The organism is Variovorax sp. GW821-FHT09D04 (assembly GCF_059416405.1).
In genome coordinates, this window is record NZ_JBWKPA010000005.1 from 427284 (window position 1) to 439389 (window position 12106).

Annotated in this window: 14 protein-coding genes; 12 read left to right on the forward strand and 2 right to left on the reverse strand. The window is 68.7% G+C overall.

Annotation, left to right across the window (positions count from 1 at the left end; genetic code table 11):
- Positions 1 to 2 precede the first annotated feature (2 nt).
- From AC07O4_RS18705 to AC07O4_RS18715, 3 genes are read left to right on the forward strand one after another with little or no spacing between them, the layout of a single operon-like run.
- Positions 3 to 1028 carry an AAA family ATPase gene (locus AC07O4_RS18705; protein ID WP_095949404.1) on the forward strand — a complete coding sequence of 342 codons (1026 nt, stop codon included), beginning with the start codon at positions 3 to 5 and terminating at the stop codon, positions 1026 to 1028.
- Positions 1009 to 2004, forward strand: coding sequence for a DUF58 domain-containing protein (locus AC07O4_RS18710; protein WP_159278217.1), 996 nt, complete (start codon positions 1009 to 1011; stop codon positions 2002 to 2004). Before AC07O4_RS18705 ends, AC07O4_RS18710 begins: the two co-directional genes overlap by 20 nt.
- Positions 2001 to 3038: a VWA domain-containing protein gene (locus AC07O4_RS18715; RefSeq protein ID WP_062478619.1), complete on the forward strand. Its 1038-nt coding sequence runs from the start codon at positions 2001 to 2003 to the stop codon at positions 3036 to 3038. The genes AC07O4_RS18710 and AC07O4_RS18715 overlap by 4 nt, the downstream gene beginning before the upstream one ends.
- Here AC07O4_RS18715 and AC07O4_RS18720 read toward each other — a convergent pair.
- Together AC07O4_RS18720 and AC07O4_RS18725 are read right to left on the reverse strand one after the other, a co-directional pair.
- On the reverse strand, positions 3022 to 3663 hold the full coding sequence (locus AC07O4_RS18720; protein ID WP_495305301.1) for a TetR/AcrR family transcriptional regulator: 642 nt from the start codon (positions 3661 to 3663) through the stop codon (positions 3022 to 3024). The two genes, AC07O4_RS18715 and AC07O4_RS18720, sit on opposite strands and share 17 nt — an antisense overlap.
- A gap of 71 nt (positions 3664 to 3734) precedes the next feature.
- Positions 3735 to 4337 (reverse strand): phenylacetic acid degradation protein PaaY, encoded by a 603-nt coding sequence (locus tag AC07O4_RS18725; protein WP_095743881.1) that lies wholly within the window; start codon positions 4335 to 4337, stop codon positions 3735 to 3737.
- A 149-nt stretch (positions 4338 to 4486) separates the two neighbouring features.
- On the opposite strand from AC07O4_RS18725, the gene AC07O4_RS18730 reads away from it, so the two are divergent.
- Genes AC07O4_RS18730 through AC07O4_RS18770 form a run of 9 tightly spaced genes read left to right on the forward strand, consistent with a single transcriptional unit; the run spans position 4487 to position 12025 of the window.
- Entirely contained in the window at positions 4487 to 5290 is an 804-nt protein-coding gene (locus AC07O4_RS18730) for an enoyl-CoA hydratase-related protein (RefSeq protein ID WP_495305302.1), read from the forward strand.
- A gap of 1 nt (position 5291) precedes the next feature.
- A complete protein-coding gene (gene paaI / locus AC07O4_RS18735) occupies positions 5292 to 5738 on the forward strand; it encodes a hydroxyphenylacetyl-CoA thioesterase PaaI (protein ID WP_062478628.1) in 447 nt (148 codons plus the stop codon).
- Positions 5739 to 5752: 14 nt separating this feature from the next.
- Positions 5753 to 7063: a phenylacetate--CoA ligase PaaK gene (paaK, locus tag AC07O4_RS18740; protein ID WP_495305303.1), complete on the forward strand. Its 1311-nt coding sequence runs from the start codon at positions 5753 to 5755 to the stop codon at positions 7061 to 7063.
- Positions 7064 to 7103: 40 nt separating this feature from the next.
- On the forward strand, positions 7104 to 8114 hold the full coding sequence (gene paaA / locus AC07O4_RS18745) for a 1,2-phenylacetyl-CoA epoxidase subunit PaaA (protein ID WP_495305304.1): 1011 nt from the start codon (positions 7104 to 7106) through the stop codon (positions 8112 to 8114).
- Positions 8111 to 8407, forward strand: a complete 297-nt coding sequence (gene paaB, locus AC07O4_RS18750; protein WP_062478634.1) for a 1,2-phenylacetyl-CoA epoxidase subunit PaaB — start codon at positions 8111 to 8113, stop codon at positions 8405 to 8407. The genes paaA and paaB overlap by 4 nt, the downstream gene beginning before the upstream one ends.
- A 17-nt stretch (positions 8408 to 8424) precedes the next feature.
- Positions 8425 to 9204: a 1,2-phenylacetyl-CoA epoxidase subunit PaaC gene (gene paaC, locus AC07O4_RS18755; RefSeq protein ID WP_095949436.1), complete on the forward strand. Its 780-nt coding sequence runs from the start codon at positions 8425 to 8427 to the stop codon at positions 9202 to 9204.
- Positions 9201 to 9728, forward strand: coding sequence for a 1,2-phenylacetyl-CoA epoxidase subunit PaaD (gene paaD, locus AC07O4_RS18760; RefSeq protein WP_495305305.1), 528 nt, complete (start codon positions 9201 to 9203; stop codon positions 9726 to 9728). Before paaC ends, paaD begins: the two co-directional genes overlap by 4 nt.
- Before the next feature lie 12 nt (positions 9729 to 9740).
- Complete coding sequence (paaE, locus tag AC07O4_RS18765) at positions 9741 to 10826, forward strand: 1,2-phenylacetyl-CoA epoxidase subunit PaaE (protein ID WP_495305306.1); 1086 nt, start codon at positions 9741 to 9743, stop codon at positions 10824 to 10826.
- Positions 10827 to 10879: 53 nt separating this feature from the next.
- Positions 10880 to 12025 carry an ABC transporter substrate-binding protein gene (locus tag AC07O4_RS18770; protein WP_070063655.1) on the forward strand — a complete coding sequence of 382 codons (1146 nt, stop codon included), beginning with the start codon at positions 10880 to 10882 and terminating at the stop codon, positions 12023 to 12025.
- Positions 12026 to 12106 lie beyond the last annotated feature (81 nt).

The following is a 12106-nucleotide window of genomic DNA, read 5'->3' on the forward strand; positions in this document are numbered from 1 at the left end:
GCATGAGCACAGAAAACCCGACCTCGTCGACCTTTGCAACAGCCCCCGCCACCGCCGAGCTGATGGAGCAGATCCTCTACGAGGTGAAGCGCGTGGTCGTGGGGCAGGACCGCTTTCTCGAGCGCGTGATGGTCGCGATGCTCGCGGGCGGCCACCTGCTGGTCGAAGGCGTGCCGGGGCTGGCCAAGACGCTCACCATCAAGACGCTGGCCGACACCGTGCGCGGCCAGTTCAAGCGCATCCAGTTCACGCCCGACCTGGTGCCGGCCGACCTCGTGGGCACGCGCATCTACAACCAGAAAACAGGCGAATTCAGCACCTCGCTGGGCCCGGTGTTCGCCAACCTGCTTTTGGCCGACGAAATCAACCGCGCGCCGGCCAAGGTGCAAAGCGCGCTGCTCGAGGTGATGCAGGAGCGCCAGGTCACCATCGCCGGCGAAACGCACAAGGTGCCACGCCCCTTTCTCGTGATGGCCACGCAGAACCCCATCGAGACCGAAGGCACCTACCCGCTGCCCGAAGCGCAGGTCGACCGCTTCATGATGAAGGTGATGGTCGACTACCCGAGCGACGAGGAAGAGTTCGTGATCGTGCAGCGCGTGATCGGCCCGGTGGTCACGGCCACGCCGGTCGCCACCACCGAACAGCTGGCCGAGCTGCAGGCCGAGGCGCGGCGCGTGTACGTCGACCCTTCGCTGATCCAGTACGCCGTGAAGCTCGTGTCGGCCACGCGCACGCCCGAGAAGCACGGCCTGAAGGACCTGCGCCGCTTCATCACCTTCGGCGCCAGCCCGCGCGCCAGCATCAGCCTCACCGAAGGCGCGCGCGCCTTGGCGCTGCTGCGCGGTCGCAGCTACGCGCTGCCCGAAGACATGAGCGCGCTGGTGCCCGACGTGCTGCGCCACCGCGTGACGCTGTCCTACGAAGGCCTGTCCGAAGGGCTCACGCCCGACGGGCTGATCGAGAAGATCATGAAGGCCGTCCCCGCTCCTCCCAAGCCCCTCGAACATGAAAAGCTGGTGGCGTAAGGCCCCCGAGGCCGCGAACGACGACCGGCTCGCGATCGAAGCCGGCGGGGCCGAACGCGCACTGCGCCGGCTCGAATGGACCGTGATCCGCCGCCTCGACGGCCTGCTGCAGGGCGACTACCGCACGCTCATGCGCGGCACCGGCCTGGACCTGGCCGACCTGCGCGAGTACCAGCACCACGACGACGTGCGCCACATCGACTGGAACGTCACCGCGCGGCTGCAGACGCCGCACGTGCGCGTGTTCACCGAAGACCGCGAGATGGCCGCGTGGTTCGTGCTCGACCTGAGCCGCTCGGTCGACTTCGGCTCGGGCCTGAAGGCCAAGCGCGAGATCTCGGCCGGCTTCGTCGGCGTGCTCGCGCGGCTGCTCACGCGGCACGGCAACCGGGTCGGCGCACTGGTCTACGGCCGCGACCTCGAGGCCGTGATCCCGCCGCGCACCGGCCGCCGCCATGTGCTGCACCTGCTGCACGCGATGGAAAAGCGCGCGAACCAGGCCGAGGCCGCGCCCGCGCAAAAGGGCATGACGCGCCTGGCCGACCTGCTGACCTCCGCCGCCGCGCTCATGCCGCGCCGCTCCACCGTGTTCGTGGTGTCCGACTTTCTCAGCGAGCCCGGCTGGGAGCGCCCGCTGGGCCAGCTGGTGCAGCGGCACGAAGTGATTGCCGTGCGCCTGTTCGATCCGCTCGAACTCGAGCTGCCCGACCTCGGCCTGGTGCCGCTGCGCGACGCCGAGACCGGCGAGCAGCTGTGGGTCGACACCCATGACGCGGGGTTCCGCAAACGCTTCGCGCGGCTGGCCGCCGAACGCGAGACCACCCTGCGCGAGTCGCTGGCCCGGGCCGGCGTCGACGCCCTCGAACTCTCGACCAACGACGATCTGGTCGAAGCCATCGTGCGATTCGCGGACCTGCGCAAGCGCCGGGTCCGCGGCGTCGCGGCGGGTGGCGGGAAGGCGGTGGTGGCGGCATGACATTCCTCTGGCCTCAATTCCTCTGGCTGCTGGCGGCCTTGCCGCTGCTGGTGCTCCTGTATGTCTGGCTGATCCGTCGCAAGAAGAAGATGGCGGTGCGCTACGCCAGCCTGTCGATCGTGCGCGAGGCCATGGGCCCGGGCCAGAGCCTGCGGCGCCACATCCCGCCGCTGCTGTTCCTGGTGGCCATCACCGCGATGCTCGTGGCGGCGGCGCGGCCGATGGCAGTGGTGGTGCTGCCGTCGAACCAGCAGACCATCATCCTGGCGATGGACGTGTCGGGCAGCATGCGCGCGGCCGACGTGCAGCCCAACCGGCTGGTGGCGGCGCAGGAGGCGGCCAAGAGCTTCATCAAGGACCTGCCGCGCCACGTGAAGGTGGGCATCGTCGCCTTCGCGGGCAGCGCGCAGGTGGCGCAGCTGCCCACCACCAACCACGACGACCTCGTGACGGCCATCGACAGCTTCCAGCTGCAGCGCGCCACGGCCACGGGCAACGCCATCGTGGTGTCGCTGGCCACGCTGTTCCCCGACGCGGGCATCGACATCTCGCAGTTCAGCGCGCCCAGCCGCCAGCGCGGCATTCCGATCGACCAGAACGAGAAGCAGCTCAAGGAGTTCACGCCCGTGGCGCCCGGCTCGTTCACCTCGGCCGCGATCATCATGCTGACCGACGGCCAGCGCACTACCGGCGTCGACCCGCTGGACGCCGCCAAGGCCGCGGCCGACCGCGGCGTGCGCATCTACACGGTGGGCGTGGGCACGGTCGACGGCGAGACCATCGGCTTCGAAGGCTGGTCGATGCGCGTGCGGCTGGACGAAGAAACCCTCAAGGCCATCGCGAACAAGACCAGCGCCGAGTACTTCTACGCCGGCACGGCGAGCGACCTGAAGAAGGTCTACGAGACGCTGAGCTCCAAGCTCACCGTCGAGAAGAAGGAAACCGAGATCTCGGCGCTGTTCGCGCTGGGCGCGGCGGTGCTCACGCTGTTGTCGGCGGGACTGTCGCTGCTCTGGTTCAACCGGATTCTTTAGCGGCGTTTTCTTCCTGTGCCACGGTGGGCGGCATCTTCACCGCCCCCACGCCGCCCAGGAACAGGTCGGCCACGATCGGCGCGATGGCTGCGTGGTCGAGCCGGCCGCCGGGCTTCATCCAGGTGAACATCCAGTTGATCATGCCGAACAGCAGCATGGTCAGCGGCTTGGCGAGCTCGTCGCTCGGTGCGCCGGGGCGCAGCGCCGACACGGCGCGCGCAAAGCCGGCGACCACGGCGCGCTCCTGGTCGAGCACGCGCTCGCGGTCTTCGTCCTCGAGAAAGCGCACGTCGTCGGTCAGCACGCGGTGCGCGTCCTGCGCACCGGCGTACTCCTCGACGATGCGGTAGATGAAGCGGCGCAGGCGCTCTTCGTCGGTGGACGGCTGGGCCTCTTCCTCGGCCACCAGCGCCGCCAGCTTCGAGACGTGCGTCTCGGCGATGCTGATGAGCAGGCTGCTCTTGTCCTTGTAGTAGTGATAGAGCGTGGCCTTCGACAGGTTGCAGGCCTCGGCGACCTGGTTCATCGAGGTCGCGGGATAGCCGCGGCGGGCGAACAGCTGAGCGGCCTGCGCGAGGATCAGTTCGCGCTGGTCGTCGTAGGTGGCGGATCTTCCACGCGGCATCGGGTCTTCTTCCTGGGTTGTCTGTCGGTTGCTGGCGTGCAGCAGGCTCGATCTTGCATGAAGCCGCAGGGCTATCCGCGGCGGGTGGCGATCAGGGATTTCACGTCGGTGGCGGGCAGGCGCGGCCGGTCTTTTTCCACCTCGGCGAGCGGCGCCACCTCGTGCAGGCTGGCCAGGCTGCGCACCGTCAGCGCCTGGTAGGTCTGCGTGCCTTCGAGCTTCCAGGCGATCTCTTCGTCGCTGAGTTCGCGCCGCACCTTGGCCGGGATGCCCGCCGCGAGCGAGCGCGCGGGCACCTTCATGCCGGCGGGCACGAAGGCGCAGGCCGCGACGATGGCTTTCTCGCCCACCTCGGCCTCGTCCATCACCACCGCGTTCATGCCCACCAGCGCGTCGCGCCGCACGATGCAGCTGTGCAGGATCGCGCCGTGGCCGATGTGGCCGTTGACCTCCACCACCGTGTCGTTGTCGGGAAAGCCGTGGATGCAGCAGTGGTCCTGCACGTTCGAGCCCTCCTGCAGCACGATGCGGCCGAAGTCGCCGCGCAGGCTGGCGCAGGGGCCGACATAACAGTTCGGGCCGACGATCACGTCGCCGATCAGCACGGCCGTGGGATGCACGTAGGCGCTCGGGTCGACGACAGGAATCACGCCGTCGATGGAATAGCTGGGCATTCGGTCTCCTTGTTTTTTGCAGGCCTCAGGGTTTGCCCTGAATGCACCCCGCTTGTGCCGGAATCGAGGTCGATCCTAAAATCAACCGAACGGTCGGTCAATAGTGTTTACGCACCGAGCCGTCCCCACAAAGGATGAAAGAGACACGCATGACTGAGCCTTTGGTACTCATCAGCAACGCCGGCGCCGTCCGCACGCTGAGCCTGAACCGCCCCGCGGCGCTCAACAGCTTCACGACCGGGTTGCACGCCGAGTTGCTGGCCGCACTCGAAGCCGCGGCCGCCGACAGCAGCGTGCGCTGCGTGGTGCTCACCGGCGCCGGCCGCGCCTTCTGCGCGGGGCAGGACCTGGCCGACCCGTCGGTCGCGCCCGACCCGACGCCCGGCGCCGCGCCCAAGGACCTGGGCCACGTCATCTCCACCTACTACGGCCCGCTGGTCGCACGCCTGCGCTCGATGCCGGTGCCGGTGGTTGCCGCCGTCAACGGCGTGGCGGCCGGCGCGGGCGCCAACCTCGCGCTGTGCTGCGACCTCGTCGTGGCCGGCCGCTCGGCCAGCTTCATCCAGGCCTTCACCAAGATCGGCCTCGTGCCCGACACCGGCGGCACCTGGCTGCTGCCGCGCCTCGTGGGCCCGGCGCGCGCGCTGGGCATCGCGATGCTGGGCGACAAGCTGCCCGCCGAAGACGCCGCGCGCATCGGCCTGATCTGGCAGTGCGTGGACGACGCGACCCTGCCCGACACCGCCGCCGCGCTGGCGGCGCGCCTGGCCGGCATGCCCACACGCGCCCTGGTCGCCACCCGCGAGGCCATGGCCGCCGCGCAAAACCTCGACCTGGGCGCGGCACTTGCCGAAGAAGCGCGCATCCAACGCGAGATGGGCAACGCCGACGACTACCGCGAAGGTGTCGAGGCTTTCCGCGCCAAGCGCGCCCCGGTGTTCAAGGACCGCTGAGATGACCGACGCTTCCCGCACCCCGCAACAGACCGCCGAGTACGTGCGCGACGGCATGTTCGCGAACGACAACGCCAGCAAGGGCCTGGGCATGCGCATCGTGGAGGTCGGCCCCGGCCAGGCCACGCTCGAGATGCGCGTGCGCCCCGACATGCTCAACGGCCACGCCATCTGCCACGGCGGCTTCATGGCCACGCTGGCCGATTCCACCTTCGCCTTCGCCTGCAACTCGTACAACGAGCTGACCGTGGCCTCGGGCTTCGCCATCGACTTCCTCGCGCCGGCGCGCGAGGGCGACGTGCTCACCGCGCGCTGCTTCGAAGTCTCCAAGGCCGGGCGCACCGGCGTGTACGACACCGAAATCACCAACCAGCGCGGCGAGCGCATCGCGATGTTCCGCGGTCGCTCGTACACCGCCAAGGGTCGGCCGGCCGTCCCGGCCGCTTGAGGAGACACCCCACCATGACCGTGAAACGCCCCGCCCCCGGCGACCTCGACCCGATCGAAACCGCCAGCCGCGACGAGATCGCCGCCCTGCAGCTCACGCGCCTGCGCGCCACGCTGCGCAACGCCTACGACCACGTGCCGCACTACCGCCAGGCCTTCGATGCCAAGGGCGTGCACCCCGACGACCTGAAGTCACTGGCCGACCTGTCGAAATTCCCGTTCACGGTGAAGACCGACCTGCGCGACAACTACCCCTTCGGCATGTTCGCCGTGCCGCGCACGCAGGTCGCGCGCATCCACGCGTCGTCGGGCACCACCGGCAAGCCGACCGTGGTGGGCTACACCAAGAACGACATCGACACCTGGGCCGACCTCGTCGCGCGCTCGATCCGCGCAGCGGGCGGACGGCCCGGCGACATGATCCACGTCGCCTACGGCTACGGCCTCTTCACCGGCGGCCTGGGTGCGCACTACGGCGCCGAACGCGCGGGCTGCACCGTCATCCCGATGTCGGGCGGCCAGACCGAGAAGCAGGTGCAGCTCATCCAGGACTTCAAGCCCGACATCATCATGGTCACGCCCAGCTACATGCAGGTGATCATCGAGCAGTTCGAGCGCCAGGGCCTCGATGCGAAGGACAGCTCGCTCAAGGTCGGCATCTTCGGCGCCGAGCCGTGGACCGAAGCCATGCGCCGCGACATCGAGACCCGCGCCGGCATCGACGCGGTCGACATCTACGGCCTGAGTGAAGTGATGGGCCCGGGCGTGGCCAGCGAATGCGTCGAGAGCAAGGACGGCCCGGTGATCTGGGAAGACCACTTCTACCCCGAGATCATCGACCCCGAAACGGGCGAGCTGAAGGCCGACGGCGAAGAAGGCGAACTGGTCTTCACCTCGCTGAGCAAGGAAGCGATGCCGATCGTGCGCTACCGCACGCGCGACCTCACGCGCCTGTTGCCGCCCACCTCGCGCGCGTTCCGCCGCATGGGCAAGATCGTCGGGCGCAGCGACGACATGATGATCATCCGCGGCGTGAACGTCTTCCCCACGCAGGTGGAAGAGATCGTGCTCGCGCACAGCGCCCTCACCGGCCTGTACCAGGTGCGCGTGAGCCGCGAAGGCCTGCTCGACCAGGTCGAGGTGCACTGCGAACTCACGCCGCACGAAGCCGCCGCGGCCGACCGCAACGCCATCTCCGAGTGGGTGCAGCACCGCGTGAAGACGCTCATCGGCATCTCCACCCGCGTGGTCGTGCACGGCCCCGACGAAATGGAACGCACGCAGACCGGCAAGGCCCGGCGCGTCGTCGACACGCGCCCGCGCTGAACCGCCCGCGCCCCACACACCGCACCGAAAGGACACGCACATGTACACCCAGGCCATGGACACGATGGGCAAGGACGCAGGCGACGGCAAGCAGAAGGCCGTGCGCTCCGCCGACGAGCTGCGTCTCGAGGAACGCTTCGACGCGCGCATCGACGCCGGCGACTTCATCGAGGCGAAAGACTGGATGCCCGAGCACTACCGCAAGACGCTGGTGCGCCAGATCAGCCAGCACGCGCATTCGGAAATCGTCGGCATGCTGCCCGAGGGCAACTGGATCAGCCGCGCGCCCACGCTCAAGCGCAAGGCCATCCTGCTGGCCAAGGTGCAGGACGAAGGCGGCCACGGCCTGTACCTGTACGCCGCCGCCGAAACGCTGGGCACCTCGCGCGACCAGATGTTCGACGCGCTGCACACGGGCAAGGCCAAGTACAGCTCGATCTTCAACTACCCCACGCTCAGCTGGGCCGACATGGGCACCATCGGCTGGCTGGTCGACGGCGCGGCCATCATGAACCAGGTGCCGATCTGCCGCTGCTCGTACGCACCGTATGCGCGCGCCATGATCCGCATCTGCCGCGAAGAAAGCTTTCACCAGCGCCAAGGCTACGAGTCGCTGCTGACCATGATGACCCACGGCACCGACGCGCAGAAGGCGATGGTGCAGGACGCGGTCAACCGCTGGTGGTGGCCCTCGATCATGATGTTCGGCCCGCCCGACGACCAGTCGCCCAACTCGGCGCAGTCGATGCGCTGGGGCATCAAGCGCTTCAGCAACGACGAGCTGCGCCAGAAGTTCATCGACGCCACCGTCGAGCAGGCCGCGATCCTCGGCGTGACCCTGCCCGACCCCGACCTCAAGTGGAACGAAGAACGCCAGGCGCACGACTTCGGCGTCATCGACTGGAGCGAATTCTGGCGCGTGATCGCCGGCGACGGCCCCTGCAACCGCGAACGCCTGCAGGCCCGCGTGGACGCCTGGGACGACGGCGCCTGGGTGCGCGAAGCCGCGATGGCCCACGCCAACAAACAACCTTTGAAGGAAGCAGCATGAGCACCGAAGTGAAGCAAGAGTGGCCCCTGTGGGAAGTGTTCGTGCGCAGCAAGGCCGGCCTCGATCACAAGCACTGCGGCAGCCTGCACGCGGCCGACCCCAAGATGGCGATCCAGATGGCGCGCGACGTCTACACGCGCCGCCAGGAAGGCAGCAGCATCTGGGTGGTGCGCTCCGACCAGATCGTGGCCAGCGACCCGGGCGACAAGGACATGTTCTTCGACCCGGCCGAAGACAAGGTGTACCGCCACCCCACCTTCTACGCACTGCCCAAGTCCGTGGACCACATGTGAGCCAGGAACGGCACGCCATGCAAGCCTCGATCGAACTGAACCGCACGCCCGCCGTGCACTACCTGCTGCGCATCGGTGACACCTGCCTGGTGCTCGCGCAGCGCCTGGGCGAATGGTGCGGCCACGCACCGGTGCTCGAAGAAGACATCGCGATGGCCAACATCGCGCTCGACCTCGTCGGCCAGGCCCGCGCCGTGCTCACGCACGCCGGCCAGCTCGAAGGCGCCGGCCGCGCGCACGACGAAGACCAGCTCGCCTACCTGCGCGACGAGCGCGACTACTTCAACCTCACGCTGGTGGAGCTGCCGCGCGGCGATTTCGCCTTTGCCGTGCTGCGCAACACCATGGTCGCCACGCTGCTCAAGCTGCTGTGGCAACGCCTGGCCGCATCGAGCGACGCCGAGGTGGCCGCCATCGCCGGCAAGGCACTGAAGGAAGCGCGCTACCACCAGCAGCACTCGGCCGACTGGGTCGTGCGCCTGGGCGACGGCACCGACGAATCGCGCCGCCGCACCGAGAAGGCGCTCAAGCAGCTGTGGCTCTACGTGCCCGAGCTGTTCGACAGCGACGACGTCGACGCGCAGGCCAGCGCCAGCGGCCTCGGCCCGGCCTGGAGCGAACTGCGCGAGCCGTGGCTGGCCGAGATGCAGCAGGTGCTCGACGCCGCCGGCCTCGCCATGCCGAAGGAAGCCGCCTTCCGCAGCACCGGCAAGCACGGCGTGCACAGCGAGCACATGGGCTACATCCTGGCCGAGATGCAGCACCTGCAGCGCAGCTTCCCCGGAGGCGTGTGGTGACGAACGCCGTGGCGTCGCGCATTGATGCGGCGTGGGCCGTGCTGCACACCGTGCCCGACCCCGAGGTGCCGGCCGTGTCGGTCTGCGACCTGGGCATCGTGCGCGAGGTGATCGAACACGACGACGGCCTGGAGATCGTGCTCACGCCGACCTACTCCGGCTGCCCCGCGACCGAAGCCATCGAGCACGACGTGCTGGCCGCCATCGAGCACGCAGGCCTGGGCCGCGCGCGCGCCACGCTGCGCCGCGCACCCGCCTGGACCAGCGACTGGATCAGCGACGAAGGCCGCGACAAGCTCAAGGCCTACGGCATCGCGCCGCCCGCGCACCTCACGCCCGAGCAGGCCTCCAACACCGCCGTGCCGATCAAGCTCTTCGGCCGCATGGCCGGCGAGCGCATCGCCTGCCCGCGCTGCGCGAGCGAGCGCACCGAGCGCCTGTCGGCCTTCGGCTCCACCGCCTGCAAGGCCCTGTACCGCTGCATGGCCTGCCGCGAACCCTTCGAACATTTCAAGCCTATCTGAGGCACGCCCACGATGAGCACCCTCTTCCACCCCCTGCGCGTGAAGGCCATCGAGCCCGACACGCACGAGGCCGTCATCGTCTCGTTCGAGGTGCCGCCCGCGCTGCGCGAAGTCTTCGGCTTCACGCAGGGCCAGTACCTCACGCTGCGCCATGACATCGACGGCCAGGACCTGCGCCGTTCCTATTCGATCTGCGCCGGCCTCGACGACGGCGAGCTGCGCGTCGGCGTGCGCAAGGTGCGCGGCGGCGTGTTCTCCAACTGGATCAACGCCCACCTGCAACCCGGCGACAGCCTGCAGGTGATGGCGCCGCAAGGCCGCTTCTTCGTGCCCATCGAGCCCGAGGCCACGCGCCACCACGTCGGCATCGCCGGCGGCAGCGGCATCACGCCGATCCTGTCGATCATGAAGACCGTGCTGGCGCGCGAGCCCAAGAGCCGCTTCACGCTGATCTACGGCAACCGCCAGCTGCAGTCCACGATGTTCAAGGAAGAGATCGAGGACCTGAAGAACCGCTACATGACGCGGCTCGTGCTGCAGCACGTGTTCTCCGACGAGCACACCGATTCGCCGCTGGGCTTCGGCGTGATGAACCGCGAGAAGATCGGCGAGTTCCTGGCCTCGGTGGTGCCCGCCGCGCAGATCGACCACGTGTACGTGTGCGGCCCGTTCCAGATGAACGACGAGGCCGAGGCCGCGCTGCTCGCCGCGGGCGTGCCCGAGGACCGCATCCACATCGAGCGCTTCGGCGTCGCGCTGCCCTCGGCCAGCCAGGTCGGTGCGGTGGTGCACGAGGCGCAGCCGGGCGACGCCAAGCAGGCGCGCGTGACCATCGTGCGCGACGGCCTGCAGCGCGAGATCACCTACACCGAGGGCCAGCCCAGCATCCTCGATGCGGCGTCGGCGGCCGGGCTCGAGGTGCCGTTCTCGTGCACCTCGGGCGTGTGCGGCACCTGCCGCGCGAAGTGCGTGGACGGGGAAGTCCGCATGGAAAGAAACTTCGCGCTCGACAAGAATGAGGTGGCCGCGGGATTCGTGCTGACCTGCCAGGCCCACCCCCTGACCGAACGCGTCACGCTGTCCTTCGACGAGCGTTGAACGCACGGCTTTTCCCTCGGCCTTTCCCCTTTCAACCCGGAGACAAACCAACCATGAAATTCTTCAAGCCCCTGCTGATCGCCGCCCTGTGCGCCACGGCCCTCTCGGCCTGGGCCGACGTCAACGTCGGCGTGACCATCTCGGCCACCGGGCCGGCGGCGTCGCTCGGCATCCCCGAGAAGAACACCATCGCGCTGATGCCCAAGACGATCGGCGGGCAGAAGATCAACTACATCGTGCTGGACGATGCCTCCGACACCACGGCCGCCGTGAACAACACGCGCAAGCTGATCGCCGAGAACAAGGTCGACGTGATCCTGGGCTCGACCACCACGCCGGCCTCGCTCGCGATGATCGACGTGGCCAGCGAAGCACAGACGCCGATGATCTCGGTGGCCGCCTCGGCCCGCATCATCGAGCCGATGGACGCCAAGAAGAAGTGGGTGTTCAAGACGCCGCAGAACGACATCATGATGTCGCTGGCCATCGCCGAGCACATGGCCGCCAACGGCGTGAAGACGGTCGGCTTCATCGGTTTCTCCGACGCGTACGGCGAAGGCTGGTCGCAGGAATTCGCCAAAGCCGCCGACCTGAAGAAGATCAAGATCGTGGCCAACGAGCGCTATGCGCGCTCCGACACCTCGGTCACCGGCCAGGCGCTGAAGCTCATGTCGGCCAAGCCCGACGCGGTGCTGGTCGCCGGCTCCGGCACGCCGGCCGCGCTGCCGCAGAAGACGCTCAAGGAGCGCGGCTACACCGGCAAGATGTACCAGACGCACGGCGTGGCCAACGCCGACTTCCTGCGCGTGGGCGGCAAGGACGTGGACGGCACTTTCCTGCCGGCCGGCCCGGTGCTCGTGGCCGACCAGCTGCCCGCCAGCAACCCCGTGAAGAAGTCTGCGCTCGCCTACGTCGCCGCCTATGAAGCCGCCTACGGCAAGGGCACGGTCTCGACCTTCGGCGCGCACGCCTGGGACGCGGGCCTGTTGATGAGTTCGGCCGTGCCGGTCGCGCTGAAGAAGGCCCAGCCGGGCACGCCCGAGTTCCGCGCCGCCCTGCGCGATGCGCTCGAGCAGACCAAGGACGTGTCGGGCGCGCATGGCGTGTTCAACATGACCGCGGCCGACCACCTGGGCCTGGACCAGCGCGCGCGCGTGATGGTCAAGATCGAAAACGGCGCCTGGAAATTCCAACCCTAAGCTCGCCCCCAGGCTCCGCGCACTTCGTGTCGCTTCTCCTACCCCCTACCGGGGGCAACACCAGAGGCCCGGCAAAGCCGG